29 protein-coding genes are annotated in these 26,915 nt (G+C 41.7%); 8 read left to right on the top strand and 21 right to left on the bottom strand.

What is annotated here, in order from left to right; translation table 11 throughout:
- Window positions 1-83: 83 nt before the first annotated feature.
- Together purN and purM are read right to left on the bottom strand one after the other, a co-directional pair.
- Window positions 84-713, bottom strand: coding sequence for a phosphoribosylglycinamide formyltransferase (gene purN, locus FTU66_RS01345; RefSeq protein WP_104853305.1), 630 nt, complete (start codon window positions 711-713; stop codon window positions 84-86).
- Between the two features lie 10 nt (window positions 714-723).
- On the bottom strand, window positions 724-1,794 hold the full coding sequence (purM, locus tag FTU66_RS01350; RefSeq protein ID WP_104853216.1) for a phosphoribosylformylglycinamidine cyclo-ligase: 1,071 nt from the start codon (window positions 1,792-1,794) through the stop codon (window positions 724-726).
- A gap of 134 nt (window positions 1,795-1,928) precedes the next feature.
- Here purM and cxpE point away from each other — a divergent pair, with 134 nt between their 5' ends.
- The 4 genes from cxpE (at window position 1,929) to FTU66_RS01370 (ending at window position 8,280) form a co-directional block, all read left to right on the top strand.
- Complete coding sequence (cxpE, locus tag FTU66_RS01355; RefSeq protein WP_104851731.1) at window positions 1,929-3,149, top strand: chloramphenicol efflux transporter CxpE; 1,221 nt, start codon at window positions 1,929-1,931, stop codon at window positions 3,147-3,149.
- A gap of 14 nt (window positions 3,150-3,163) precedes the next feature.
- Entirely contained in the window at window positions 3,164-3,868 is a 705-nt protein-coding gene (hda, locus tag FTU66_RS01360; RefSeq protein WP_004971812.1) for a DnaA regulatory inactivator Hda, read from the top strand.
- Window positions 3,869-3,990: 122 nt separating this feature from the next.
- Entirely contained in the window at window positions 3,991-5,808 is a 1,818-nt protein-coding gene (gene rbtA / locus FTU66_RS01365) for a rhombotarget A (RefSeq protein ID WP_180112197.1), read from the top strand.
- A 57-nt stretch (window positions 5,809-5,865) separates the two neighbouring features.
- The gene (locus FTU66_RS01370) at window positions 5,866-8,280 is read left to right on the top strand and encodes a CSLREA domain-containing protein (protein ID WP_225530188.1); all 2,415 of its coding nucleotides are present in this window, start codon (window positions 5,866-5,868) and stop codon (window positions 8,278-8,280) included.
- 100 nt (window positions 8,281-8,380) lie between these two features.
- Here FTU66_RS01370 and FTU66_RS01375 read toward each other — a convergent pair whose 3' ends face one another.
- The 5 genes from FTU66_RS01375 to FTU66_RS01395 form a co-directional block, all read right to left on the bottom strand.
- The gene (locus FTU66_RS01375; protein WP_004971806.1) at window positions 8,381-8,782 is read right to left on the bottom strand and encodes a DUF3106 domain-containing protein; all 402 of its coding nucleotides are present in this window, start codon (window positions 8,780-8,782) and stop codon (window positions 8,381-8,383) included.
- Window positions 8,772-9,092 carry a hypothetical protein gene (locus tag FTU66_RS01380; protein ID WP_180112198.1) on the bottom strand — a complete coding sequence of 107 codons (321 nt, stop codon included), beginning with the start codon at window positions 9,090-9,092 and terminating at the stop codon, window positions 8,772-8,774. Before FTU66_RS01380 ends, FTU66_RS01375 begins: the two co-directional genes overlap by 11 nt.
- Window positions 9,089-9,703: an RNA polymerase sigma factor gene (locus FTU66_RS01385; RefSeq protein WP_004971803.1), complete on the bottom strand. Its 615-nt coding sequence runs from the start codon at window positions 9,701-9,703 to the stop codon at window positions 9,089-9,091. Before FTU66_RS01385 ends, FTU66_RS01380 begins: the two co-directional genes overlap by 4 nt.
- Window positions 9,704-9,859: 156 nt before the next feature.
- Window positions 9,860-10,636 (bottom strand): RNA methyltransferase, encoded by a 777-nt coding sequence (locus FTU66_RS01390; RefSeq protein WP_004971802.1) that lies wholly within the window; start codon window positions 10,634-10,636, stop codon window positions 9,860-9,862.
- 50 nt (window positions 10,637-10,686) lie between these two features.
- A complete protein-coding gene (locus tag FTU66_RS01395) occupies window positions 10,687-11,661 on the bottom strand; it encodes a class 1 fructose-bisphosphatase (protein WP_004971801.1) in 975 nt (324 codons plus the stop codon).
- 177 nt (window positions 11,662-11,838) lie between these two features.
- On the opposite strand from FTU66_RS01395, the gene FTU66_RS01400 reads away from it, so the two are divergent.
- Window positions 11,839-12,024, top strand: coding sequence for an NF038105 family protein (locus FTU66_RS01400; protein WP_004971800.1), 186 nt, complete (start codon window positions 11,839-11,841; stop codon window positions 12,022-12,024).
- 156 nt (window positions 12,025-12,180) lie between these two features.
- Here the strand turns inward: FTU66_RS01400 and pal are convergent, their stop codons facing one another.
- The 6 genes from pal to ybgC form a co-directional block, all read right to left on the bottom strand.
- A complete protein-coding gene (gene pal / locus FTU66_RS01405) occupies window positions 12,181-12,750 on the bottom strand; it encodes a peptidoglycan-associated lipoprotein Pal (RefSeq protein WP_131261174.1) in 570 nt (189 codons plus the stop codon).
- Window positions 12,751-12,821: 71 nt separating this feature from the next.
- Window positions 12,822-14,105, bottom strand: coding sequence for a Tol-Pal system beta propeller repeat protein TolB (gene tolB, locus FTU66_RS01410; protein WP_026438303.1), 1,284 nt, complete (start codon window positions 14,103-14,105; stop codon window positions 12,822-12,824).
- Window positions 14,106-14,298: 193 nt separating this feature from the next.
- Window positions 14,299-15,528: a cell envelope integrity protein TolA gene (gene tolA, locus FTU66_RS01415; protein ID WP_104851738.1), complete on the bottom strand. Its 1,230-nt coding sequence runs from the start codon at window positions 15,526-15,528 to the stop codon at window positions 14,299-14,301.
- A 3-nt stretch (window positions 15,529-15,531) separates the two neighbouring features.
- Window positions 15,532-15,981: a protein TolR gene (gene tolR / locus FTU66_RS01420; RefSeq protein WP_070154130.1), complete on the bottom strand. Its 450-nt coding sequence runs from the start codon at window positions 15,979-15,981 to the stop codon at window positions 15,532-15,534.
- Window positions 15,981-16,679 (bottom strand): protein TolQ, encoded by a 699-nt coding sequence (gene tolQ, locus FTU66_RS01425; RefSeq protein WP_179989288.1) that lies wholly within the window; start codon window positions 16,677-16,679, stop codon window positions 15,981-15,983. The genes tolR and tolQ overlap by 1 nt, the downstream gene beginning before the upstream one ends.
- A gap of 27 nt (window positions 16,680-16,706) precedes the next feature.
- Window positions 16,707-17,114 carry a tol-pal system-associated acyl-CoA thioesterase gene (ybgC, locus tag FTU66_RS01430; RefSeq protein ID WP_004971791.1) on the bottom strand — a complete coding sequence of 136 codons (408 nt, stop codon included), beginning with the start codon at window positions 17,112-17,114 and terminating at the stop codon, window positions 16,707-16,709.
- A 228-nt stretch (window positions 17,115-17,342) separates the two neighbouring features.
- Here ybgC and FTU66_RS01435 point away from each other — a divergent pair, with 228 nt between their 5' ends.
- A complete protein-coding gene (locus tag FTU66_RS01435; protein ID WP_180112199.1) occupies window positions 17,343-17,921 on the top strand; it encodes a hypothetical protein in 579 nt (192 codons plus the stop codon).
- 82 nt (window positions 17,922-18,003) lie between these two features.
- Here the strand turns inward: FTU66_RS01435 and ruvB are convergent, their stop codons facing one another.
- The 3 genes from ruvB to FTU66_RS01450 all read right to left on the bottom strand — a co-directional run bounded on the left by ruvB (window position 18,004) and on the right by FTU66_RS01450 (window position 21,326).
- Window positions 18,004-19,011, bottom strand: coding sequence for a Holliday junction branch migration DNA helicase RuvB (gene ruvB, locus FTU66_RS01440; RefSeq protein ID WP_004971787.1), 1,008 nt, complete (start codon window positions 19,009-19,011; stop codon window positions 18,004-18,006).
- Between the two features lie 242 nt (window positions 19,012-19,253).
- On the bottom strand, window positions 19,254-19,856 hold the full coding sequence (gene ruvA / locus FTU66_RS01445; protein ID WP_178865673.1) for a Holliday junction branch migration protein RuvA: 603 nt from the start codon (window positions 19,854-19,856) through the stop codon (window positions 19,254-19,256).
- A gap of 129 nt (window positions 19,857-19,985) precedes the next feature.
- A complete protein-coding gene (locus tag FTU66_RS01450; RefSeq protein WP_167845892.1) occupies window positions 19,986-21,326 on the bottom strand; it encodes a deoxyguanosinetriphosphate triphosphohydrolase in 1,341 nt (446 codons plus the stop codon).
- A 261-nt stretch (window positions 21,327-21,587) separates the two neighbouring features.
- Here FTU66_RS01450 and FTU66_RS01455 point away from each other — a divergent pair, with 261 nt between their 5' ends.
- Window positions 21,588-21,905: a YqfO family protein gene (locus FTU66_RS01455; protein ID WP_104851742.1), complete on the top strand. Its 318-nt coding sequence runs from the start codon at window positions 21,588-21,590 to the stop codon at window positions 21,903-21,905.
- Window positions 21,906-22,445: 540 nt separating this feature from the next.
- Here the strand turns inward: FTU66_RS01455 and FTU66_RS01460 are convergent.
- Complete coding sequence (locus tag FTU66_RS01460; protein ID WP_179996171.1) at window positions 22,446-23,222, bottom strand: nitroreductase family protein; 777 nt, start codon at window positions 23,220-23,222, stop codon at window positions 22,446-22,448.
- Between the two features lie 150 nt (window positions 23,223-23,372).
- Complete coding sequence (locus tag FTU66_RS01465) at window positions 23,373-24,173, bottom strand: enoyl-CoA hydratase-related protein (protein WP_096901116.1); 801 nt, start codon at window positions 24,171-24,173, stop codon at window positions 23,373-23,375.
- A 411-nt stretch (window positions 24,174-24,584) separates the two neighbouring features.
- On the opposite strand from FTU66_RS01465, the gene FTU66_RS01470 reads away from it, so the two are divergent.
- The gene (locus FTU66_RS01470) at window positions 24,585-25,157 is read left to right on the top strand and encodes a nicotinate-nicotinamide nucleotide adenylyltransferase (protein ID WP_180112200.1); all 573 of its coding nucleotides are present in this window, start codon (window positions 24,585-24,587) and stop codon (window positions 25,155-25,157) included.
- Window positions 25,158-25,224: 67 nt separating this feature from the next.
- Here FTU66_RS01470 and FTU66_RS01475 read toward each other — a convergent pair whose 3' ends face one another.
- From FTU66_RS01475 to queC, 3 genes are all read right to left on the bottom strand, one after another.
- Window positions 25,225-25,683 (bottom strand): peroxiredoxin, encoded by a 459-nt coding sequence (locus FTU66_RS01475; protein WP_096901114.1) that lies wholly within the window; start codon window positions 25,681-25,683, stop codon window positions 25,225-25,227.
- Between the two features lie 70 nt (window positions 25,684-25,753).
- Window positions 25,754-26,158: a hypothetical protein gene (locus FTU66_RS01480; protein WP_004971768.1), complete on the bottom strand. Its 405-nt coding sequence runs from the start codon at window positions 26,156-26,158 to the stop codon at window positions 25,754-25,756.
- Between the two features lie 13 nt (window positions 26,159-26,171).
- On the bottom strand, window positions 26,172-26,843 hold the full coding sequence (gene queC, locus FTU66_RS01485) for a 7-cyano-7-deazaguanine synthase QueC (protein ID WP_136144778.1): 672 nt from the start codon (window positions 26,841-26,843) through the stop codon (window positions 26,172-26,174).
- Between the last annotated feature and the right edge of the window lie 72 nt (window positions 26,844-26,915).

A 26,915-nucleotide genomic window follows, 5' to 3' on the forward strand; every position in this document is an offset into this window, starting at 1 on the left:
CTGAACCAAATACGAACCATAAAAAACGCCTGATCAACAGGCGTTTTTTCGTATATATCAAAAGCTACATACTTAAAGAATATTTAAAAATTGCAAAACTGCACAGGTTGTTGTATCAGTTGTTGGCGATACATCACACCTTGCGCAGTGTGCTGAATGGTTCCGTTACAAATCCATTCAACCACTTGCGGATAAATCAAATGCTCCAACACATGCACACGGTTCGCCAAGCTTTCGGCATCATCGTGGATGTTTACTTGCAACACACCTTGTGCCAGTGCTTGACCTGCATCTAATTCAGCAGTGACATAATGCACGGTACAACCATGTAAAGTATCGCCTGTATTGAGTACACGTTGATGGGTGTGCATGCCTTTATAATGCGGCAAGAGTGAAGGATGAATGTTGAGCATTTTACCTTCCCAAGCGTGCACAAATTTGGCACTTAAAATACGCATAAAGCCCGCAAGCACCACCAAATCAACATCCCATGCAAGTAATTGTTGATGCATGACATCATCAAATAATTCACGACTCGGATATTGTTTGTGCTCAATCACTGCAGTTTGAATCCCTGCTTGTTGAGCGCGTTGTAAAGCATAAGCATCAGGCTTATTGGAAATAACCCCAACAATTTGCCCTGAAAGATTGGCATCTATCAGGGCTTGTAAGTTACTTCCGCTGCCTGAAACGAGGACAGCTATTTTGATCATCTGAGTCAAATCACGCAAAAATTACGCGAATTTTTTCATCTGCGCCTTCAACGGATTCGGCGTTGTCTTGAATATGACCCATCACCCAAGCTTTTTCGCCAAGGCTGTTGAGAAGTTCAACTGTTTTGTCTGCATCGTTGGCATCTACAACAACAACCATACCTACACCACAGTTAAAGGTGCGATACATTTCAAACTGTTCTACACCGCCTTCACGTTGTAACAATTTGAACAGTTCTGGCCATTCCCAAGATGATTCGTCAATCACTGCTTGCGCACCATTTGGCAATACACGTGGTAAGTTACCTGGTAAACCGCCACCCGTAATGTGCGCCATAGCATGCACATCAACTTGTTTGCACAGTTCAAGCATTGATTTGACATAAATGCGTGTTGGTTCCATGGCAACGTCAGCCAGTGGACGACCATCAACCAGTTGAGTTAAATCAACATTTTTTACGTCTAAAATTTTACGAAGTAAAGAGTAACCGTTTGAGTGTGCACCTGAAGAAGCGACACCAATCAGAACGTCACCAGCTTTTACTTTAGAGCCATCAATAATTTTGCTTTGCTCAACCACGCCCACACAGAAGCCTGCAAGATCGTAATCTTCACCTTCATACATGCCTGGCATTTCAGCAGTTTCACCACCTACAAGCGCACAGCCTGCAAGCTCACAGCCTTTACCAATTCCTGTAACAACATTGGCTGCAACGTCTACATTTAAGTGACCTGTTGCATAGTAGTCTAAGAAGAATAAAGGTTCAGCACCGCACACCAGCAAGTCATTTACACACATTGCCACCAAATCTTGACCAATTGTGTCATGGCGGTTTAGGTTCAACGCTAAACGTAATTTAGTTCCTACACCATCTGTGCCAGATACGAGCACAGGTTCTTCATAACCTTTCGGAATTTTACAAAGTGCGCCAAAGCCGCCTAATCCACCCATCACTTCAGGACGAGTCGTGCGCTTAGCGACAGATTTGATACGATCGACTAACGCGTCGCCCGCTTCAATATCGACACCAGCATCTTTATAGCTTAAACCAGTGGTTGGGTTAGAAGTTGAGTTGCTCATAATGAAGTCTCCGCATTCGCGGGGCGATTATACCTGAATATACGAAACTCTTATGTTATTTATGCGCTAAAATGCTATCTTTATTCAAATATTTTAACTTCTATAACGAATAAACTGAAAAAAGGCGAATTTCTATGGTCGATCGTACCTTGCGTCGCATTTTTATCCTGTCTGGGATAGTGCTGCTCCTTTGGGTGCTGTACTTATTAAAACCGGTTGTCATTCCTTTTGTTGTTGCATTTTTCATGGCTTATTTATTTAGCCCATTGGTTGAACAATTTTGCAAAGTCGGTTTGCCACGTTGGCTATCTATCAGTTTGGTTTTTATTGGGATTGGCATCGCGCTGACTTTGGCAGTTTGGTACATCATTCCTTTGGTTTGGAAGCAGTTGATGATTGCGCGTGACAGTATTCCTGTCGGTATTAACTGGATCAATTCGACCTTCTTGCCGTGGGTATCATCCACTTTCAATATTGAAGAAATGGAAATTGATACCTCGCACATGAGCAGCATCGTCATGGATTATGTGCAAACCAATTATAGCGCCGATAGTATTCAAGCCATGTTATTGCGTGTCGCACAGTCTGGTCTGAATTTTATTCAAATTGGCGGCACCGTGGTGCTGATTCCAATTATTGCTTTCTATTTCCTACTCGACTGGCAGCGTATGCTCGACAGCCTGCGTCGCTTAATTCCGCGTCCTTATGAGCAAAGCACGTTGGCTGTGGTACAAGAATGTCACAGTGTTCTAGGTGCTTTCGTTAAAGGTCAGTTTTTGGTGATGATCTTGTTGGGCGTCGTTTATGCTACAGGGCTACAACTGATTGGTTTAGAAGTCGGCTTGATTATTGGGATGGTAGCGGGACTTGCCAGTATTATTCCGTATTTAGGTTTCGCTGTAGGCATTGTTGCAGCCATTATTGCCACTTTCCTGCAATTTGGCATTGACTGGATGCAATTGGTTTTAGTCCTTGTGGTCTTTATGATTGGACAGGCGGTGGAAGGCTATATTCTACAACCGTTTTTATTGGGTGATAAAATCGGGCTTTCGCCAGTCGCGGTGGTGTTTGCTGTTTTAGCAGGTGCACAACTGGCTGGATTCATGGGGATGTTGATTGCTTTACCAGTAGCAGCAGTGATTGTGGTTTTACTGCGTCATTTACGTGATTTTTACGAAAAAAGTTATTTGTATGGGCAACCTGTGGTGGTGTCGGAAGATGGTGCATCGGGTGACATCAGCATTGATACAGCACAAGTTCATATTGATATTGAGCTTGATCCTCAGTCAGCAAATTCACTGCAACAGACTGAAAAATCAAGTAAGATAAAGCCCTCAGATCAGCAAAACTCCTAGGTGATTACAATTCTATGCGTCAACTGCAGTTAGATATCGAGCCTCAATTAGATGCACGGATCAGTGATTTTTCTGGTCCGGGTTGGGGGCATGTGATTGATGCAGTTCGACAGCTTCATGCAGGATTGGTCAATCGCTTTTATGTCTATGGTGGTGCGGGCACAGGCAAAAGTCATTTATTGTCTGCAATTTGCGATTCCTATTTAGAAATTGGCAAATCAGCTATTAAAGTATCCTTACTTGAATTATTGGATGCCCCAACAGAAGCAATTACCTCTTTAGACCGTTATGATTTGGTTGCTTTAGACGATATTGAAGCGATTAGTGGTGTACCACATTGGCAACGTGCGGTGTTTCACTTAATCAATTACAGCAATGAGGTTGGTGGTCAGTTGGTGTTTTCATCACGTTTTGCACCGATTGAATTAAAGCTTGAATTGCCCGATTTGCAATCACGTTTGACGCAGGCAGTGAGTGTTAAAGTGCCTTCAGGCAGTTTGTATGCAGACCGACAAGCTTTAGTGAGTTCCGTGTTAGAGCGTCGCGGGATTATCATCGACCCACAAATTATTGATTACTTATTGTTACATGGCCCACAGCAGACCTCGATTTTGCTGCAAAGCCTTGAACAGTTGGTGCAATTACTTAAAGGAGAGAAAACGAAATTAAGTGGCGCAAACCTGCGTCAGATTTATGCTTTAATTGACGAATATCGGTAAAAATTAAAATTACTTGAGAATTTGCGCAAGCTATGCCAAATTATTCGGAAAATAATTCGAAGTTGCAGGGAATTTGCAACTAAAGAAGAAAAAAAACAAAGAAAATTACAAGGAGTACGCTTATGCTCAAGCAGAGCATCGGCATTGGTATGCTGTTTATCGCAGGTCATGCATATAGTAGTAATATCATTGTCACCACCACTGCTGACACCAAAGCAGATGATCAACAATGTTCTTTGCGTGAAGCCATTGAGTATATTAATTTAGGCATGCCTGAAGAAGGCTATTTGGGCTGTGGCGGCAAAAATGCCTCAAGTGTGATTTTATTAGAAAAGAAAGCCGTCTATCAAATTGATACTCAACTTAAAATTACAGAAAACCTTGAAATTAAAACCACCTATGACAGTAGTCTGAATGATAAAACTGCCCCAGGTTTGAATAATGCCACGATTCAGATGCGCGGCAATGAGCGAATTTTCCACATTGAAGATAGCAAGGATCGTTTCTTAAAAGTTTCTTTAAAAGAATTAACTTTACAGGGCTGCGGTGAGGAACGCTGTCGTCAGCAACAAGGTGGTCTGATTTATAATAATGAACATTTAATTTTAGACTATGTGAAACTGAGTCAGGGTGTAGCCAATCAAGGTGGGGCAATTTATAACCTCGCACAAATGACTGACGAGAAGATCCCTGCAGGTTTTATTGAGATCAAAAATAGCTTGCTTGAAGCTAACCAAGCGCAGGAAGGTGGCGTCATTTATACGCAATTCCCACGCTTTGTGATTACAACTTCAGTATTTAAAGGCAACAAAACCATATCAGTTGCTTCAGCCAATCTCTATTCTGCAGCAAGTTTGGCAGATGAAGAAATCAAAGCCTTTCCTAGTATGGGGAATATGATCGTGAGCAGTACTTTTACTGCAAATGAAGGCTATGTCATGAATGTGCTGGATGATATTGGTGTCAATAGCATTAGCTTGATTGGTAACAGCCGTGGTGTGTATCTCAACGCACCTTTGGGTAAAGCCTATATTGCCAATAGTGTGATTTTAGGCAATCCACATCCTGTGAGTGTGAATACTGCAGCAAACTGTGTGCAAGCAGGTTCAGATGCAACAAGATTGCAAAATAATTTAGTTGGTGCAGGCTGTGGAGCAGGCGATAGCAACTATCCAAATACGCTATGGACTGCGAATTCGGTGCTTGCAGGTAATATGCTTGAAGGTGCATGTCAAACTCTCAGTCAAGATAAAACGGCACTCTTTTGTCCATATCAAGTTCCTGAGAACTCATTCTTGGGCTTTATGCGCCCACGCGTATTGCTCAGTTATAACAGCCTGAAAGATTCTGTGGTGTTAAATCGTGGGCAATTACAACTGGGAGATAATACGGTAGTCGGTTGTGCTGCTTCAGATCAGCGCGGTAAAAACCGTCAGTCAGATATTACCTTATGTGACCGTGGTGCAATAGAGGTGATGGTTCCTGAAACTATGGGGCTTATAGGTCAAGATATTTTGGCGGGTCAAATTGCTAAAATGTCGGTGAGTGATTTGTTGGGTGATAGTGATTTGGTGCCTAAAGAATTTTGTGATCAAGTCTATCCAAACAATCCGACAGGCCAAGCATGGCAAGCAGGTTGTGTGCAAATTGAGCAACTCGATACACGTTCTAAAGGAAAATTGACCGTAGATGAGTTGGGGAATTTGGTATATACCCCAGATTCTGCTTGGCATGGTGCAGATGTCTTTAAAATTAAATTAGTTACCAGCACCACACGCTTTAACAGCACAACACCTTATATGGAAGTGAAAGTCCAAGTTATTCAAGAACATGAAAATCGTATGGAAAGCGATAAAATAAAAGTTTCTGGTGGTGCATGGAGCGCTTACGGATTAATGACTTTATTGGGTTTGTTGGGTTTACGCCGTAGAAAAGCATAAAGGATGAATATGAAAAATAATAAAAAAACACTATTAGGGATAATGGTGCTGTCTGCTATGTCGCTTATGGCAGCAGATAATCGTGTGATTCAGGTCACGACCTTTGAAGATCAAAATGGTGAAGACTTAAGCAAATGTTCATTACGTGAAGCGTTAGTTGCGGCCAAGCAGAATATTGCGTTCGGTGGATGTAGTGCAGGCAATACCAACCGTGGTGCAACCGATATGATTCAGTTGCAGGCTGGGGAATATATCTTAAACTCAGAATTACGCCCACAATCTATGGTGCGTATTTATGGGGCGACAGCAGTCGACTATAACCAAGTAGATCCGATTACCCATCGTTATCCTTCAATTGCACCGTTAAAAACCAGTATTAATGCACAGGGCAATAGCCGTATTATCAATACTTCAGATACCCAAGCCAGCGTGGCGCTATACGATGTCATTCTAAAAAATGGGGATGCCAATGGTGGTGGTAATGCGAACCCTGTAGATGCAGGCAAAGGTGGTGCATTATTTGTGGCAGGCCCACTAGCTGCGAACAATGTCGAAATTCAAAATTCGCATGCAGAACAAGGTGGTGCAATTTACGTTGTTGCTCATCAAGCGGAGCGTCAAGTCAATTTAGAGAATGCTTATATCCATGCGAACCAAGCCAAAGTAGGCAGTGTGTTGGCAATGGATTGTAGTGCTAACTTGGTCAATACACGCTCTATGGTGAAAATTGACCGCAGCAGTATTGTGAAAAATGGTGCTGCAAATAGTCTTAGTACTTTTGATCTTTGCGGCCAACCAGATCTTGCGTTGACTGCCAGTACGATTGCACAAAACCAAGCTGATACCAGCAAAGGTCATATCTTTAACTTAAGTAATGCAGAAAATCATCCGCTTAGCACTTTGTCACAGGTGTATTTGCAAAGTAATACCATTGTTGAAAATAAAGCATTGAGTACTTTGTTTTATGACAATTATCCACGTATTGTCCTCTCTTTTAATATGTTGGCCTTTAACCAAGGTAAATCTTGTCGTTATGCATTCCCTGCGAGCTTAGAGCAGGCGCGCAACATCAACACAATTCGCAATGCCTTATTCGCAATGGGATCAGCGACAGAGCAAGGCGAGTGTGATTTGCCTGAAACAGCAAATAGTTCTTATGATGGTGCTAAAAATTTGGATTTGACAGGGCTTAGCTTTGATCAAGTATTGCAGCCCTTGCAAGAACCATCTGCTTATAATTTATTCCTGCCGTTGTATTATCCAAAACTTGGTTCAGACCCTGCGAAAGATTTGATTGATGTAAACAGCATGGGGTGTAGTGATTATGAACAACGTGGTTTAGCGCGGGTGAGTAATGCAACTTTAACTTTAAATCCTGATGCAAAAAATACCTGTGAAATTGGCTCTGTAGAAGTGATGCGCTTAAATGCAGCCGATATTCAAAGCTTGCGTAATGTCTCTTATGAAAGTTTATTTGCCAATTATCAGCAACAAATTGACCGTATTCAGTCTGCGATAGATCAAAGTAAAGATGCTGCATCTTCGGTCGTTTCTCAATCGCGTACTGATTTGAAAACGATGCAGGATTTGTTGGCGAATACCAAAGCTAAGCAGCAATATCGTGCCATTTATGTTGATCCATTTGCGATGGCATTAAAGCAAGATGAACCAACTGCAGATGGGAAATTTGTTCAGTTAAGACAGCTTAATTCTGACAACTTTAGCATTAGCACTGAAGTATTGGGGATTGGTGCAATTTCGGGTTCAGGTACCACATTTAGTACCGATAAATTGACCCAAGATCCACTATTCAAATGTGAATGGGATGCACAGTTGCAACGGATTGTGATGTATCGACTGAATGATAAAGTCACAGAAGCAACCGATTCAGCGTATTGTAAATACACCATTACCTCAAAATTGGACAGTAATTTGCATTCTTCGGGCTTACTTGAAGGTAAATTTAGCAATATTGCCCCAATTGCAAAAGATGATCGTGTACGACTTGAATATGGTACAGACCTCAAAGTGAGTTTTAATCCATTGCTGAATGATAGCGATGCAGGCGATGGTTCTATCAGCACTTTGAAAGAAAATACCAATAAGCCTGCATTCTATAAAGATAGTACAGGACAAGAACTGGCAATTCGTTTTACACAAGTACCTTCAGGTGTGGTACTTACGGCAGATCGTCAAGCACCTTGTCCTGGGGATTATGCACGTGAAATTTGTTATGGTGGCAATATTCAGGTTCAAGTACGAAATAGCTTTAGCCCATTTGATTATGAGCTGAAATACACGATTTTCGATCATGAACTGGAATTATCGCCTGAAGCGACCATTACTTTAGAAAATACAGCGAAAAATACCAATTATGAAGCCAGTGGTGGCGGTGGGGGAAGCTTAGGTTTCTGGGGTATGTTTGGTTTAATCGGATTGGCGTTCTATCGTCAACGTCCAAGAAAATCGTAATCTACCGACTCTTTATTGCAAAAGCCTCATCTGTTTTACACGATGAGGCTTTTGTTATTGGTGACTTCAAGTACTTTCTATTATCCATGAACAGATAAAATTAGTGACTCATTGCAGGCTGCTGATATTTAAGAATGTATTCCTGACGAATTAAAGGTCGTTGTTCAGGTGTTGCTTGTTGCAAGCGTTGTCCTAATTCACGACGTTCTTGCGTGCTCATTTTTTGCCAAGTTTCACGCATTTTTTGTTTTTCGCTATCAGGCAGTTGAGTAAACCAATCCATCCGCTGCTGTAAAGCTACGCTTTTTTCTGCAGGAATTTCTTTTAAGTTTTGATAGCGCTTAATTAAGGCCAATTGTTCTTCTTCAGAAAGAGTTTCCCAGGTTTCTGAAATTTGCGTATCTGCATCTTTGGAAAAAATCCAAAAACGCTCAAACCCTGCAAAACTGGTTTGTAAAAAACTGAGCGCACAACACGCAATCACAATTCGTTTAGCTGCCATGTGGAACTTTGTCCTCACCCAACACCATTAACATTTCTAAATCTTCCACCATTTGTGGAGAAAGTTTAGGAACAGATACAGCTTGATTCTGCGGCTGTGTGGTCATTTCAATTGAATTTGGCAAGACCACAAAACCTGCAATTGCCGCAGCCAATGCAAAACCTGACATTTTCCAAAGCCCATAGCGCGATGTTTTCTTGTCTTGAATATTGTCCAAGACATGATTCATGACCGCGGCTTTGTCTTGATGGTGGCGAGCCAATCCATCAAGTTTAGATGTCACTTGTTTTAAGAAATCATCTTGTTTCATTCTGATGATCCTCCCAGATACGGATTCATATGTGCCAAACTGTTGCGTAAAGCTTGAATAGCACGGTGATAATGCGTTTTTACACTGCCTTCAGTGCAGTTCATAATTTGTGCGGTGGTTTGCGTATCAAAACCTTCCCAAGCACGTAACATAAAAGCTTGTTGTTGCCGCACAGGAAGCCCCGCAATTGCTGCCTGAATTTCTTCTACAGTCACAGCTTGATCTAAAAACTCTGCAGGATTGAGTGCTTGCTCATCGACAATATCAAGTTGTTCAACATCGTCATCATCTAAACTGATTTTTTTGAACCATGAAAACGGTTGAGCGCGGCGAGCTTCTTTACGACGCCAATCTTGTAATTTGTTATTTAAAATGGTGTAAAACAGGGGATACCATTCCTCTGTGGCTTTGTCAGCATAAGATTTATGCAAGGAAATAAAGGCTTCTTGCACCAAATCCATAGCAATGCCGTGCTGTCCTTGCGTTGCACTTTCCATCATCACTAAGGCACGCCCCGTTACGTCTTGCATGAAATTCTTCAGACGTTGCTCAGCCGTACTCTTAAGAGCACTCAAATTTTCCGAGTGTGACGACTTCGGGTTTAAATCCATAGAGATGGAAAATCCTGTCATTGGATACCCACCATTATTTTTAACATCATATTTTTATAACGCTAAAAACAATGGTTTGGTTGACATTGCAAGTTATTATTTTCAGTCTAATCTATTTTTTTTGCAGGGCTAGTCTTTTTAAAATAAATTAACCATTTACAGACGTTGGCGTACCATTTCAAAGAAACAGATTGAGCCTGCAATTGCCACATTCAAAGATTCCTGTCCACCTGGTTGTGGAATACTTACCGCTTCTGCATGCTGTAAGGCATAATCGGACACACCTTGACCTTCATTGCCTAGAATCCAGACGCAAGCCTTACGCAGATTTTTGGAATAGAGACTTTCTGCATGGTGTGAACTGGTCACATATACAGGAATCTGAAATTGTGCTAAGACATCTTCGAGTTCAATATTTTCAAAGGTATGCAAGCTAAAGTGTGCGCCCATGCCTGCACGTAACACCCGTGGCGACCAAAGTGAGGCAGAACCTTTGGTACAAATAATTTGTTCAATACCTGCTGCTGCTGCAGAGCGCAATAAGGTGCCGACATTACCCGGATCTTGCACATTTTCTAAAATCAGTGTGTCTGCTTTAAAGTCTAAAGCTTGGCTTGAACTTGGCACGTCGACAATGGCTAAACAGGCAAGGGAAGTGCCTAAAGTGCTTAAATCTTTATATAAAGATTCGCCAATGACAAAGACCACGCCTGTGTATTTAGCCAAAATACGCTCATAGTCAGGATGGCTTAGTGCATGTTCGGTGGTAAAAATCGAATTGATTTTTTTATTTTCATGTAACCACGCCAGACACAAATGTGTACCTTCAAGTACCGTTTGTCCCTGTTTTTTGCGATAGTTATTTTGTTCAATTAAACCACGTAAGTGTTTAATTTTCGGGTTATCTTTTGATTCTAAAAAAATCGTAGGCATGCGATAAAATCCACAGCAGTCAGCGAATGGCCGACTGCTGTTGTTAAAAATTATTGATGGTAGCTGCTGACCAAATCGACTTCATTTTTTGAGCCAATGATGACAGGCACACGTTGATGTAGGTCTGTGGGTTGGATGTCTAAAATACGCACACGACCTGTGGTTGCCGCACCGCCTGCTTGTTCCATGAGCATACTCATTGGATTGGCTTCATACATTAAACGTAAACGACCTGCTTTTTTCGGGTCTTTTAAGTCGTATGGATACATGAAAACCCCGCTACGGCAAAGGATACGGTGAATATCGCCTACCATACATGCAACCCAACGCATGTTAAAGTCTTTTTCGCGTGGCCCAGTTTTACCAGCCAAAAGCTCATCAATATAGCGTTTTACAGGTGCTTCCCAATGGCGTTGGTTTGAAGCATTGATCGCGTATTCTTTTGTATCGGCAGCAACTTGAATGTTGTCTGCAGTCACCAAAAACTCTTGGCTTTCTGGGTCAAAGGTAAAGAATACCACGCCTGCACCAACAGTGAGCGCCATCATGGTAGATGGGCCATACAGGACATAACCTGCAGCAACTTGTTGTGTACCTGCTTGCATAAAGTCTGCAGCTTGGGTCACGGCATTTTTTGCAGGTAAAATTGAGAAAATGGTACCCACACACATATTGATGTCGATGTTGCTTGAACCATCCAGTGGGTCAAATAAAACTAAATATTGACCATTTTCCTGAGCAGGAGTGAATTCGTCTAATTCTTCCGACGCCAAACCACCCACATTAGGATGTTTTTGTAACGCTTCAATTAAATAATCATTTGAAATAACATCTAATTTCTTTTGTTCTTCGCCTTGTACGTTTTCATTTTGTGCACTGCCTAATACGCCCGCCAATGCACCTTTTTGTAATGTTTGGTCAATTGTTTTGCAAGTATTGGCTATAGTTTCAATCACTTGAGCAAGTTCGGGTGTTAAATTTCCAGTTTGTTGTTGTAGAAATTGGGAAAGGGTGCGGTATGACATGACTGGAAAACTCCGAATGACTGCAAAAATGAGGATAACAATATGCTGCAATAGTTTAGATGAGAACGCGTTAAAAGAAAAATTAAACTCGACTATTTGCTGTGATTTTACCCTTGCAAGTCCTGCAGAAAGTGCTATGTTGATGTGAAGGATTTAATTTGAGATAGGAGCACAGATATGACAACGTTAAAGTTTGATGCGACTCCAACGCCAAGCGAAGGGATTAGTTTAGACGATATTTCTGAGGACAAGATGAAAGCCGCTTGGAAAGATTACGAGTCTAAACCTGAATATAAAAAGTTTAACAAGCATGATTTGATTGAATCTATGCAAACTGCAAAAGCTGATGCCGAGTCGGAATAACTGAAGCAAAGCTGTATTTCTGCACTTATCTGTTAGTTTTTAAAATATTCGTTTGCCCAGTTTTTTATGTCATAAAAAAGCGCCCTTGTAATAAAGAGCGCTTTTTTCGTATTGGGGAAACACGTTCTAAACGAGTTTTTCCCAAACAGCAAATTATTATTTCAATAATGGTGGAACAGCTTCGTAGTTAATTTCTACGCGACGGTTTTCTTTCCATGCATTTTCATCATGTCCAGGGTTGACTGGCATTTCTTTACCATAGCTCACTGCTTCAAGCTGACCTGCGTTAACGCCGCTGGTGATTAAGAAACTTTCAACTGCTTTGGCACGACGCTCGCCCAATGCCATGTTGTATTCACGTGTACCACGCTCATCGGTATGACCTGTAAGTGCCACTTTAGAATTGGCATTGGCCATTAAAAACTGTGCATGTGCTTGTAGAGTCTGGTAATCATCATTAGATAATTCGCTGCTGTCGTAGTCAAAATGCACCACGCGCTTTGCTAAGAAAGCTTTGTTGGCTTCGGTTACACCTTTAGCAGATGCACCTGCAAGGTTTTGTGCATTTAAAGCTGCATCTTCACTCAAACCTTGGGTGTTGACTGTGGTTGCGCCACTTGGTGTTTGACCTGCTTGTAAGTCAGTCGTTGGTTTGCGGTTTGCACAACCTGTCATCACTAAAGCCGATGCCAAAACAGGGAGTACCAATAATTTAACTGCGTTCATCCTCATCTCCATGAAGCTTGATTTTTGGTTTTAAAACAGAACTGAAAACGTATTTACTTTGCGGGTACTCATTATTTTGGTGCCCACGCAGGTTCACGCACTTCACCTTGTTCACTAGGTAAGTTCATGCGGAAGCGACCATCTAAAGACATAATCGATAATAAGCCACGAGCACCTTCGCGTGTCGCGTACACTACCATTTGCCCATTTGGTGAGAAGCTTGGCGACTCATCCAAACTGGTTGGGGTTAAAATATTGGTGATATTGGTGTTGATGTCTTGAATTGCGACTTTGTAGTTACTGCCACTTGGACGATGTACCAATGCCAGTTTACGACCGTCGGCACTGAGCGTACCACGTGCGTTAAATGCACCGCGGAAGGTTAGGCGTTTGCTGCTGCCTGTGGCAAAGTCATAACGATAAATTTGTGCGGAACCACCACGATCTGAAGTGTAAATAAATGATTTACCATCTGGTGCATAACGTGCTTCGGTATCAATCGCACTGTCATTGGTCATGCGTCGCAGTTCACGGGTGCTTAAATTCATTTGATAAATTTCTGGATTGCCATGCATGGATGCGGTAAACAACATGCTTTGACCATCTGGTGAGAAGCTTGGAGCACCATTTAAACCACGGAAACTGGCTAATTTTTCACGCTGACCTGTCGCCAAGTCTTGCACATAAATAGCAGGACGCTTGGTTTCAAACGACACATAGGCAATTTTTTTGGCATCTGGTGTCCACGCAGGCGATAAAATAGGATCACGCGAAGTCAAAATAGTTTTAGGCTGTTCACCATCAGTATCGGCAATTTGCAGCGTATAGCGTTGCTCAGGCGTTGCAGGATTGCGCAGTACATAGGCAATGCGTCCGCTAAAGTCACCTTTAATGCCCGTGAGTGCTTCATAAATGGCATCACTGATCATGTGTGCAGCAGAACGCACGCGTGATGCAGGCACGCTCAATAATTCATTCAATAAGTATTGCTGTTTTTGCACATCATAAAGTTGGTAATGAACTTCATAACCGCCTTCTGCAGTGGCTTTGACATTTCCTGTCACCACATAAGGTACACCTGCGGCTTGCCATGCAGCTGCATTTGGATTGTTCATGCTTGCAGTTGCAGCAAGGTTTTTAGATGAACTGGTGAATTTGCCTGAACGGTTTAAATCGTTTTCTACAATAGGATAAATACTTTGATCATTGCCAAACGGCACAATGGCAATTTTAGGTGCTTCTTCTGGTGCTTTGGCAATTTCTAAATGCAGTTGTGCAAAAGATTGTGTGCTTAAAACTGGGCTAAGCGCAGTTAAAATAGCAAGACAAAGTAGGTGTTTACGCGTTGTTTCCATCATTCGCTATTTTCTCAAATCAACATAACTTTTTTGGATGTAATTGTGGTACATAATGGCATGCTTTGGTAGGAATGAAAGCATGAATTTATAATAAAACTGTTATAACACTGTGAAAATTTAAATTTATTTATACTCGTAAATATTTTGAGAAGGAGTTAGCCAAATAGATGTTATTCGGCTAACTGGTAACTTATTGCGCTGTAAAGGTAGAGGTGAAGCTACGTGCTTCGCGTCGTGCATCTGGGTCTGATGGCATCGGATAAGGTGCGGCAGCACGAACAGCAGCTTCTACACTGGCTTTCATGTCAGGGTCGCTAGAATTAACCACGACAGACTGAACTGCGCCACTGTCACTTAAAGTCACGCGGGCAGTTGCACGTTGACCCGAAGAACCAGCTGGGGTATCCCACGCTCGTCTGATTTTATTTTCGAAATCGCGTTTAGCAGTGGATGCAATGCGTCGTACTTCAGCCTTTTTCTGAGCAGCTTCTTCTGCAGCTTGTTTGGCAGCTGAAGCTTTGGCTTCAGTATCGGCACGTGCCTTCGCTTCGGCATCAGCTTTGGCTTTTGCATCTGCGTCAGCCTTACGTTTTGCTTCGGCATCAGCTTTGGCTTTTGCATCTGCAGCAGCTTTACGTTTTGCGTCGGCATCAGCTTTGGCTTTTGCATCTGCTGCAGCTTTACGTTTTGCATCGGCATCTGCTTTGGTTTTTGCATCTGCGTCAGCTTTACGTTTTGCATCAGCTTTGGCTTTTGCATCTGCGTCAGCTTTACGTTTTGCCTCAGCATCTGCCTTGGCTTTTGCATCTGCTTCAGCTTTGCGTTTTGCTGCTGCATTGGCTTCGAGTTGACGTCTTTCTGCCGCTTCTGCTTTTTTCAGGGCTTCGGCTTCTTTACGACGTACAGCATCTGCTTCAGCACGTGCTTTGGCATCGGCTTGAGCTTTTGCTTTGGCGTCAGCTTCTCGTTGAGCACGTTCTTCGGCGCGTGCTTGTTGAGCTTTTAAGCGTTCAGCTTCTAGTTTTTGTCGCTCTGCAATTTGTTTGGCTTCAGCAGCTTGTCGTTCTGCACGTGCTTGAGCCTCTGCTGCTTGTGCAGTTTTTTGTGTATCAACTTGAGGAGCGGGTGGCGTAGGAGCCGCTGCAGGTGTTGGAATGACAGGGGCAGGTTCAAGAGCAGGCTCGGCTGTTTGAGTAATTTGCTCTGCTACATTTTCATGTGTGGTTTCAGCAGATTCAGTTTCTAATAAGGGTTTTAAATCTTCTGGTTTTATTAATACCGTTTTAATGGGTTTAGGCGGCTCAGGTGCTTTACTCATGCCCAAATAAAGCAAGCCAACCACTGCGATAAGGTGGACACCTACGGTGAACCCAATCGCGATGGCTTTTTGTTGAAAAGGTGGCTTTTTAAAATCTTTCATAAATTACTTTAAAGGCTCGGTCAGCAATCCAACTTGGGTTAAACCCGCATCTTGTAAGTCAGACATTAACGCAATCACATCACCATAAGGGCGTGTATTATGACCGCGAATAACAACCTGAAACTCTTTGTTTTCAGCTTTGGCTTGAATTTGAGCATCGGTCAAAATTTGTTTCAGTTGGGCTAATTCCAAAGGTTCGGCTTTGTGTTCTTTGTATTCTAAAAAATATTGCCCATCTTTATTTAAAGTCACCAAAGCAGGGGCATCTTTCGATTCAATTGGATTACCATTGGCTTGAGGTAAATCGACTTGAATCCCACTGGTAATCATCGGTGCAGTAACCATAAAAATCACCAATAACACCAACATGACATCAATATAGGGCACTACATTCATGTCACTTTTGAGTGGTTTCTTAATGCGCTCGAAGCGTCCTGAGCGTTGAATGGCCATTAGTCGTGATCCTTAGTATTGCCTAAAGATTGACGTTGTAATAAAGCCACCATTTCTTCGGCAAATAAAGCACGATCAGAATAAATCGCTTCGCCTTTGGCGGTGTAATGGTTAAAGGCAAGTACCGCAGGAATGGCGGCAAATAAACCAATGGCTGTGGCAATGAGGGCTTCGGCAATCCCTGGTGCGACTGTTGCCAATGTGACTTGATCGACATCTGCCAGTCCAATAAAGGCATTCATAATGCCCCAGACGGTACCAAATAAACCAACGTATGGCGCAACCGAACCAATGCTGGCTAATGCACCTAAGCCTTGTTCAAGTTGAGCTTGGTCGCGGCTTAAACCGACACGTAAAATACGTTCTGTGCCTTCAATGGTTTGTGGAGCAGGCGCTTGGCGCTTTTTGAGTTTTAAAAACTCACCTAAGCCTTGATAGAAAATATCTTCCAAACCGACACGTTTTGAATTGAGCTGTGCGTTGTTGTAAAGCGTATTTAATTCTGCACCAGACCAGAAGATTTTTTGGAAATGCTGATCATCTGCCTGTGCTTTTTTATAGCTCATGTGTAACTTGGCAATCAGATACCAACTGTATAATGATGCTAAAAGCAGCGAGAGCATTACCAGCTGAACAACAGGACTTGCTTGTAAAATAAGATCTGATACTTGAAGAGATGATTCGAGTTGTGTTGCCATAGTTACTACATGTGCCAATTCATTTTTTTAATCTTGTCCTAATTCTTTCAGAATAAGGCTACGAATTTCATCTGGCAGACGACGTGGTTTCATATCTGAACCAAGACAGGCCAATTCAACCTCGCCAGATGCAAGCATGATTTCACCACGATAAATATTTTGTTGCAATACAAATGATGACGCTTTACACGAAACTACACTTGCTGTAACAGTAATTAGGTCATCCATTAAGATTGGACGTGAATATTTCACGTTAATTTTATGCACGACAAAGTTGTAATCTTGTTGATGCCAATAATGATCAACACCCGATGCACGAAGCCATTCGGTACGGGTACGTTCCATAAAGCGAATATGGTTGGCGTGGTAAACAATGCCGCCTGCATCAGTATCTTCCATATAGATACGAATTTTAAATTCAAATTTATTCGCCATGATGATGTTCCGCTTCAATGTTGCAAAGTTGTTTGATAAGCAATACTTATAGCTTACGCCGTGTCTGTGAAATTGACGTGAATCGGGGCTATAAGTCAAGCTGTGTATAGCGTGGCAGTTTATCATTCTCAACGCTTCGTCCAATGGCACAAGATTTCAAACATGCTTTTAAGTTAAAATTAGCTGCCTGCCTGATACATGCAGATGATCCACCCCAATGAGCAGCACATGAGCCGTTTAGTTAAATTTTTTGTGGTAATTGCCATATTGTATTTGTTGTGGATGACGCTGTTCCAGCCAGATGGAGGAATTGCGGATAGCACAACCTATCAGTCATCGCAGCAAGTGCATCAATTTAAAGACTATACCATTCAAGCTTTGGAAACCTATGAAGGTGAGTTTCGGGTATTGTCACGTGAAAATTATAATTTTGGACGTGAAGCCGAACTTAGCCCTATCGATTTTGCTTTGGGATGGGGCGAAATGGCCAAGCCTGAAGTGTATAAACAGTTGTCTATTCGTCAAAGCAACCGTTGGTATCATTGGCGTTATGAACAAGCACCACCGATTCCTGTGCAAGAGATTGCAAGTTTGAGCGCCAATACGCATTTAATTCCTGCCACACCCGCGATTGCGACACAGTTAAAACAGATTGATGAAGATGATTTGATTTATTTGAAAGGTAAATTGGTTGAAGTTACTGCCGCAGATGGGTGGCAGTGGCGCAGTTCTTTAAGCCGTCATGATACAGGGGCGGGCGCGTGTGAATTAATGCTTGTTGAAGATGTGCGTGTCATCGAAAATTAGGGTCTATCTACAGACCCAATTGACCTAAATATTTAATAACTTAAAGGGAGATAGCTCCCTTCAAGCTATTTTTTCCTTTGAGCTATTTTTCTTTTGGCTCTGGCGGTGTCATCCCAAATTGTAAATACGCCATATTGGTGGCAATACGCCCGCGAGCGGTTCGCATTACATAACCTTGTTGAATTAGGTATGGTTCAATTACATCTTCCAAAGTGCCAGAGTCTTCAGCCATAGCAGCGGCCAAAGCTTCCACACCTGCAGGCCCACCATCAAAACGCTCTAATAACATTGATAAATAACGACGGTCTAAGGTATCTAAACCATCTTTATCGACATTCAGCATATCTAGCGCACGTTGTGCCATCTCTTGCGTGACTTCACCTGTGCCTTTGACCTGCGCATAGTCACGAACGCGACGCAATAATCGGTTGGCAATACGTGGTGTACCACGTGAACGACGAGCGACTTCATTGGCTCCTGCATCGGTCATTGGCACATCCATTAAACTCGCCGAGCGTTTGACAATATGGGTCAAATCTTCAACCGAATAAAATTCCAAACGCTGCACAATACCAAAACGGTCACGTAACGGTGAGGTGAGTAAGCCTGCACGTGTGGTAGCGGCGACAAGGGTAAATGGTGGCAAGTCCAGTTTAATGGAGCGTGCTGCAGGCCCTTCACCAATCATGATGTCCAGTTGATAATCTTCCATCGCTGGATACAAAATCTCTTCAATCACAGGTGAAAGACGATGGATTTCATCAATAAATAACACATCGCCTTCTTCAAGATTGGTCAGCATGGCGGCTAAATCACCTGCGCGTTCCAAGACAGGCCCTGAAGTGGATTTAAGATTGCCGCCCATTTCACGGGCAATAATATTGGCGAGTGTGGTTTTGCCTAAACCTGGTGGTCCAAAAATCAGGGTGTGGTCCAATGCTTCTGCGCGTCCACGGGCTGCACCAATGAAAATTTCCATTTGTTCACGCACTACAGGTTGCCCAATATAGTCATCGAGTGAAGTGGGGCGAATGGCGCGATCAATTTGATCTTCGGGTTTTTCAGAACCACTGATTAGACGGTCTTGCATATCGTGTTAACTAATCTCTTGAGCTGGGCATTTTGATGCTGCATGCACAGCCTCAAAGTATGAGTTGCGTTTAAATGCCTTTGCGAAGGCATGATTTTACTTTTGAAAGATCAAAAGTAACAAAAATCTTATGTTGAGTTGAGGGTATATCCCTATACCCCAACTCAACGGGCGACATCCATGTCGCCAGTCATGTATCCAATATTGGAAAGATGAACTTACGCTAGGTTTGTTGGCATCTTTTATTTATTCATCGACTTTAATGCTGCACGGATAATATCACTGGCTTCGGTAAAATCGGCCTTAACTGCATTAATCAGTTTTTGTGCTTCGGCAGGTTTATAACCTAAAGATTGTAAAGCGGCTTCGGCTTCGGCAACAGCAGAATTGCCTGTAAACTGAATTTGGGTCACAGTGGAATTGCTGCTGCTCACTTCGTTGGACATGGCTTTAAAGCGATCACGTAATTCAATCATCAGGCGTTCAGCGGTTTTTTTGCCCACCCCCGGTACTTTAATCAGGGTGTTAATGTCTTCATGTTCTACGGTGTGAATCAGTAATTCGACACTCAAGGTTGATAAAATACCTAGCGCCATTTTCGGGCCGACACCATTGACTTTGAGTAAAGTACGGAAAATGGTTTTTTCTTGGGCTTCTAAAAAGCCATATAACAATTGAGCATCTTCACGCACAGCTAAATGCGTCCACAGGGTAATTTTCTGCCCTTTTTGTAATTGGCAAAATGTGGTGAGTGGCGTGTCAATTTCATAGCCCACACCATTCACATTCAGCAACACGGTTGGTGCTTCTAAAGCCAATACTTCGCCAATAAGACATCCGATCATATTTGTGATTCACTGATTAATTTAAAATAAGTTGCTGTTCGCATAGTAGAGCGCATTTTCACAAAAGGCAAAATCTGCGCTTAAATCCTACTACTATTTATATACAAGTATTGATATGCAAATTATTCATTACAGCAAGCCGACCTTATTGCCTTGTAATTCTTGCGATAAGTTATAGGCTTGGTGATCTGAAAACTTAGAGATAATATCCAAGACTTGCATAATATTGTCATAGTGATTATGCGCAAAATCTGCCCCTGAGCGTTGCAAGATGGACATTAAACGCTGCTCTTTAAAACTTAGGGTTTTATGGGGTGTGGTGAGCGGAATAAACGCATCCAAAATATTTTGTAAACTTTGATGCGCAATAATTTCCAATCCAGCTTTTTGCGGATGCTCGAAAATTTTCTCACGCGCTAAGTCTTTGGCGCGATTAATACCAATTTCAATATCTGCTGAGCAATACTGTAAAAGGCTGCCTTTAAGTTGTCCCATTAGGATTTCAAAATGGTGTTTGGCAAACGCTGTGGTGACTTCATCGACTAAACGCTTCATGACCCGACCACGCAAAGCGGCAATTTTTTGTTGCCATGTGGTACGTGCCATCGCTAGTTCTGCAGGAATACTGTAGTCACCAATCAAGTTTAAAAAGATCGGTTCAACTTCTTCATAGCTGAGCATGTTTAAAATAATGCCATCTTCCAAATCAATTAAGGCATAGCAAATATCATCCGCTGCCTCCAATAAATATGTCAGTGGATGACGACAATAGTGATAATCGCCCAATTGAATCAGTCCAAGTTGTTCTGCAATTTGTTTGAGAATTTCTTTTTCAGCTTGGTAACAACCAAATTTATCACGTTGATTGGCAGGGCGGTTGCCTTGTTCGGCAATGGTTTTGGAGAGCCATGGATATTTTAAATAAGCGCCTAAAGTGGCATAGGTTAAACGCATGCCGCCATCATTTGGATGATAGTCAATTTTGGTGAGTAGCCGTAAACCTTGTGCATTGCCTTCAAACTGACGGACATCAGCTTCTTCTTCATCGCTGAGTTTGGCGAGGAAATTGCCGTGTGAAGCATCATCAAACCATTCACGAATGGCATATTCGCCTGCATGCCCGAAAGGTGGATTACCAATATCATGTGCCAAGCAAGCAGCTTGAATAATCGCACCGACATCGGCAGGGGAAATCCACATAGGCAAGTGATCTTTAATTTTTTCTGCAGCCAACATTCCCAATGAACGTCCAATACAAGACACTTCTAAAGAATGGGTTAGGCGAGTGTGAATGCCATCGTGTTGAGTCAGTGGATGGACTTGGGTTTTACGGTTTAGCTGTCTAAAACTTTGCGAAAAAATAATACGGTCATAATCTTTATGAAAAGGGCTGCGCGCCTGTTCTGTACTTTGTTTTTTACTACCAATTCGAACTGTGGAAAGCAGTTCTAACCAACGCATTTGAGTCATTTATCATTATTCACTATGTGCTTGTTTTGCATCATGCCAAAAAAATGACAAAAGCTCTAGGGGCGTGCGACATGGCTTGTCTTTTTAAATCTAAAATCATACAAAATGGGGGATAAGTTTGTGGCGAAGCGTACTTTAAATTTTTTGGGAATTGTATAAATTGAGGATTGGATGATGCGTATAGGTTGCCAAAATAGCAACGATGCCCAATTTTTTATGCTAATTTCTAATTAATTGTGAAATGGATAGCGAAGTTTAAATATGCTCAAACTGATTTACTATGTGCCTGAATCTCATCTTGAAGAAACTAAACTGGCGGTTTTTGCAGCGGGTGCAGGTGGAATTGGCAATTATGAACATTGTGCATGGCAGGTTTTAGGCACAGGGCAATTTAAGCCTGTCAAAGGAGCAAATCCGTTTATTGGTGAGTTAGATGCTTTGGAACACGTTGCCGAATGGCGCGTGGAAACCATTGTACCTGAGCAAAATGCTCAGGCAGTCGCAAAAGCGCTCAAGGCAAGCCATCCTTACGAAGAGCCTGCCTTTGAGTTTATGCAACTTTTAGATATTAATTTTTAAAGACTTAAATACCAATTTTTAAAGAAAAATAGAATTGTACGATCACTCATATATGGATTGGGGCAAATATAAGTTGCGTAGATAGATTTTACTTTTCACGGGCGAAAAGTAACAAAAGCCCTCTGTTAGACTGATGGTACGTCCTGTACCACAGTCTAACGGGCGACATCCTTGTCGCCTTATCACGAGTCAAAATGTGGCTAGGTTTTAAAAATACAGTTGAAATATTAGGGTCTGTTGACACTTCATCTATGTTTGCGACGTGAGAGATATATCTCGCAAGGTTTTTTAGCTGCTATAAGGCATGGGGCAGGAAATTTAGTTATTCTAAATGACTGACTCATAACGCAATAGCAGCAAAAAATATGCTCGTCCCCTTGCGCAGCAAACAAAGCAGCGCTTTGTTCTTGCTCATGTGGCTAAAACTTTCTCAGATTACGTTATGAAACTTGGCAATAGTCTCGCTATTCCTTGCGTTTCATGCCTAATCTGCTCAGTTTTAGCCTACAGCGCAAGCCATTTATGAAATGTTAACAGCCCCTAGACTTTCTGAATAAATAGGTCACGGTCAAAACGGTATTGCGGGAAAAAGACACCATCTTCGGCACGTTCACCTGCAGCAATCACCATCACTGGAAATTGTTGATCATTCAGTTTTAAGAGTTTGCGTACCATCGGCTCATCAAAACCTTCCATCATACAGCTATCAAAACCGTGTGCGCGAAGGGCTAAGACCATATTTTCACAGGCGAGTGCTGTAGTTTTACTTGCCCAAAGTTTGGCATCTGCAGGGTTAAACGCAGTTACAGGTAATTGTTTATCTAAACTACGTGCAATTTTGAAAGCGACTTTCTTAAAGTTACCTACTGCGTTTAAATAGCCAGTCATGTAGTTATAAGGAATAAACTTGTAATATTTTTTGACTGCAGCAGGTGCTTCAGGAAAAGGGAACTCGCTGATATTCTTTTTTGCCATTTCATCAACACGGTCTGTACGTGCAATACACACGATTAGCTCTGCTGCAGTACGAGCAGCGAGTTGTCCTAAGCAGGCTTTAACCAGTTGTTTTTTCTTGGCAGGATTTTGCACCACGACAAAAGTCCACGGTTGTAAATTAGATGAGTTTGGAGCCAATAAAGCCATATCTAAACAATCATCCAATACTTCTGCAGGAATGGCTTTGTCGGTAAATTTACGCACCGAACGACGGCTTTGAATGACTTTTTTAAAGTTTTCTACATCAATATCTTGTGGTGCAGGTTCAAAATAACGTTCTTTTTTTTCAGCTTTAACATCGGTTGGATTTGGATTAGACATTACAATTTTTCTCAATTTTTTAATGATTGACAGCACATTGCAGAATATGGGGGCGAATAAAGAAAAAACCACATTCAGCCAAAATGAATGTGGTTTTAAAACATCTAGTTCACTTGAAATGGGTGTAAGTACATTTCAGCTAAACAGCGCTTAATTAAATTGGCTGAAATCAGGTTTACGTTTTTGCATAAAGGCCTGCACCGCTTCCATCATTTCTGCTGAGCCGACACGTTGCATAAAAATCTCTGCTTCATGGTCAATCCACGCCACAATTTCATTGACATTATGTTTCATGAGGGCTTTAGATTGTTTAAGTGATGCCAATGGTAAAGCTGCCAATTGTGCTGCTTTTTGTTGCGCCGTTGCATAGACATCGGTTTCAATGCTATTAACTAAATTTGCCGATAATGCCGTTTCGCTATTGAATTTTTGTGCAGTTAGCAACAGTTCAGCCGCCTTGTGATAGCCTGCTTGTTCTACTAGAAGTTTGCTTGATGCACCTTCAGGCGATAAGCCCAAGCTCACAAATGGAATTTGGAATAGGGCAGTATTGTCGCTATATACCAAATCTGCATGTAATAGAATTGTGACACCAATGCCAATTGCCACCCCACGTACAGCTGCAATCAGCGGTTTAGAAAACTTAGCTGCAGATTTTAATAAGATGAATGGAGGGCCTTCGGCAGCAGGTAGTTGTCCTTTAAGTGCAGCAGACTTCATAAAGTCTTGCATGTCATTGCCAGCACTAAAATCTGCATCTGTGCCACGTAAAATTACACAACGTACTGCGTTGGACTGATCTGCTTCATCTAAGGCTTGTGCAATCCACAAATATAATTCACCATACAGCGCGTTTTTTGCTTCTGGTCGGTTGATGGCTAAAGTCAGTACGCCATTGTCTAAATTCGCATTCAAATGTGGGTGAGGTTGTTGAATACAGCTCAGTGTCATCGTACTATCCTTGCTTTGATTGGTTTGAATTTATGGCTCATTATGTCGCAAATTCGCAGCGCTGGCACAACTCATGAGTTCATAAAAAGTTAGTGAATGATGAGATTTGCGTTCCTAATTCAATGTGAAATTTATTTAGAATTTGGGGTTGTTCATTTAAAAAATGAATAAGCAAGGCGGAATCTTAACGTCTATTAATTCTATTTTAGGATTAACCTTCGGTTCGACCTACTTTTGTTTTGGCAAAAGTAGGCAAAACCATTTGTCATCCACGAAACCTGCCCAATTATTGTTTTTGATTTATTATCTTGCAAAAACAATAATGAGTTGATACCACGCAGGTTGTGGATGACATTTCCGCGTATCAGATAGCATCATGTTGTTATCAAAATTAGGATTGGCGTATTTATTATGCAATATACGTTTGATTATTTGGTTTTCATTGGCCGCTTTCAGCCATTTCATTTGGCGCATTTGCAAACCATTCAAATTGCGTTAGCACGTAGTCATTATGTGATTTTGGCATTAGGTTCTGCACAAAATGAGCGCAATTTAAAAAATCCGTTTTTAGCCAAAGAACGTGAGCAGATGATTTTGTCTAACTTTTCACCTGAGATGCAAGAACGGATTAAGTTTGTGCATGTCGTAGATGTCTACAATGATGAAAAATGGCAAAAACTAGTCAAATCTTTAGTCGGTGAATTGATTCAACCGCAAGATCGTGTTGGTTTAATTGGGCATTTTAAAGATGACTCGTCTTATTATTTAAAGTTTTTCCCTGAATGGGAGATGGTAGAATTAGACAGCTTGCAAGATGCCATGTCTGCTACGCCTGCACGTGAGGCTTATTATCGTGGGGAAATACAGCCTAATTTTTTCCCGCAAGGCACAATTGATTTCTTAAAAGCATTTCAAAGCACAGCTATTTATCAACAGTTACAAGAAAAATATCAACAACAGGACAGCAGCAATTTGCTGGAATAATGAATTTTTAGAGAGCAATGGATGATTGACAATATGTCAATCATCCATAATTTTTTAAAGCAGAAAATTAAGCCTGTAAAGCAGTTAAGTCAGCCAAGACTTGTTCTGCATGTCCTGCAGCTTTGACTTTACGATATTCTTTCAGTAATTGACCTTGATGGAAAATAAAAGTAGAGCGTTCAATGCCCATAACTTTTTTGCCATACATATTTTTTTCTTTAATCACATCAAACAACTGACACAATACTTCTTCTTTATCGCTAATCAAGTTGATGCCTAAAGATTGTTTTTCGGTAAAGTTTTGATGGGCTTTGACTGAGTCGCGCGAAATGCCAATGATGGTGGTATTAAGCGCATCAAATTGTGGCTTTAGCGCAGTAAAATCGACAGCTTGTGTGGTGCAGCCAGGGGTAGAATCTTTCGGGTAAAAATACACCACTAACCAATCTGTACCAAGTTCGGTTAAATTGACTTCGCCTGTGGTTGCAGGAAAAGCTTGATTTGGTAATTGAATTGTCGTGCTCATATTTTTCTCCAAAATCATGCACATAAAAAACTAGCCACATAAAGTGGCTAGTTGAAATTGTTAAGAAAAATTATTTTTTCTCAGCCGCTTTCATTGCTTCTTCAGTTAAGGTTTTTAATTTACCTGTAAGCTGAGGACCAAAACAAGTTTGCAAATCTTTATTTTGCTTTTGTACAAAAGCTAAAGTCGCAGGGCTCTTTTTCTGGTTAATTGCGCTTTGAATTTCCCATTTTTGAGCGTTGGTTAATTTACCATCTGCTTCTACTGCACAAGTACAATATTTGCTTACTTCAGCTGTAGTCAGTTTTTTGCCTTTTGCAGTTTCTTCTTTACAAACATTAATTAAAGCTGCTTTTACATTGGTGCTTTTATATGCTTGTTGCAACTTGTCATTATTTGCGTGTGTCGTTGTTGCGAATAATGCAGCAACAGACATAATCGCAGAAACTATAATGTTTGATTTTAAATTTTTCATACACTTTACCTTGTTATGACGGTATATAACGCGTTGGGTCTGCAACACCGGCATCGGCAAAACCTTGTTTGCGTAAGCGACAGCTGTCACATTTACCACAAGCACGTCCTTGGTCATCTGCTTGGTAGCAAGAAACCGTTTGACTATAGTCTACGCCATGTTCAATACCTAAGCGAATAATATTTGCTTTGGATAAATGTAACAATGGTGTTTCAAATTTTAGCGGTTTGCCTTCTACACCTACTTTGGTGGCCAGACGTGCCATATTGGCAAAAGCATCTATAAATTCAGGGCGGCAGTCAGGGTAGCCTGAATAATCTACCGCATTAATACCAATCACAATTGCTTCTGCATCAAATACTTCTGCTGCAGCTAAGGCATAAGATAGGAAGATGGTATTACGCGCAGGCACATAGGTCACAGGAATACCTTCTTGCTCATGATCAGGTACTTCAATGCTGTGATCGGTCAGGGCAGAACCGCCCAAGTTGCCTAAATCAATATTAATCACACGATGCTCAATGCCTGCATTTTTAGTCAAGGCACGTGCAGCATCTAGCTCTGTAGTCGAGCGTTGACCATACATAAAACTAAGTGCAATACATTCATAACGCGCTTGTGCCCATGCCAAACACGTGGTTGAGTCTAATCCACCAGATAACAATACAATGGCACGAGGGCGCATAATTGAACTCCAAATTTTAAAATATAGCGATAGAACTTGAGCAAAAGTGTGAAGATTGACGTCAATACGAAT

Origin of the sequence: Acinetobacter sp. YH12131 (assembly GCF_013418635.1) — a bacterium.
In the GTDB taxonomy this organism is placed as follows: domain Bacteria; phylum Pseudomonadota; class Gammaproteobacteria; order Pseudomonadales; family Moraxellaceae; genus Acinetobacter; species Acinetobacter towneri.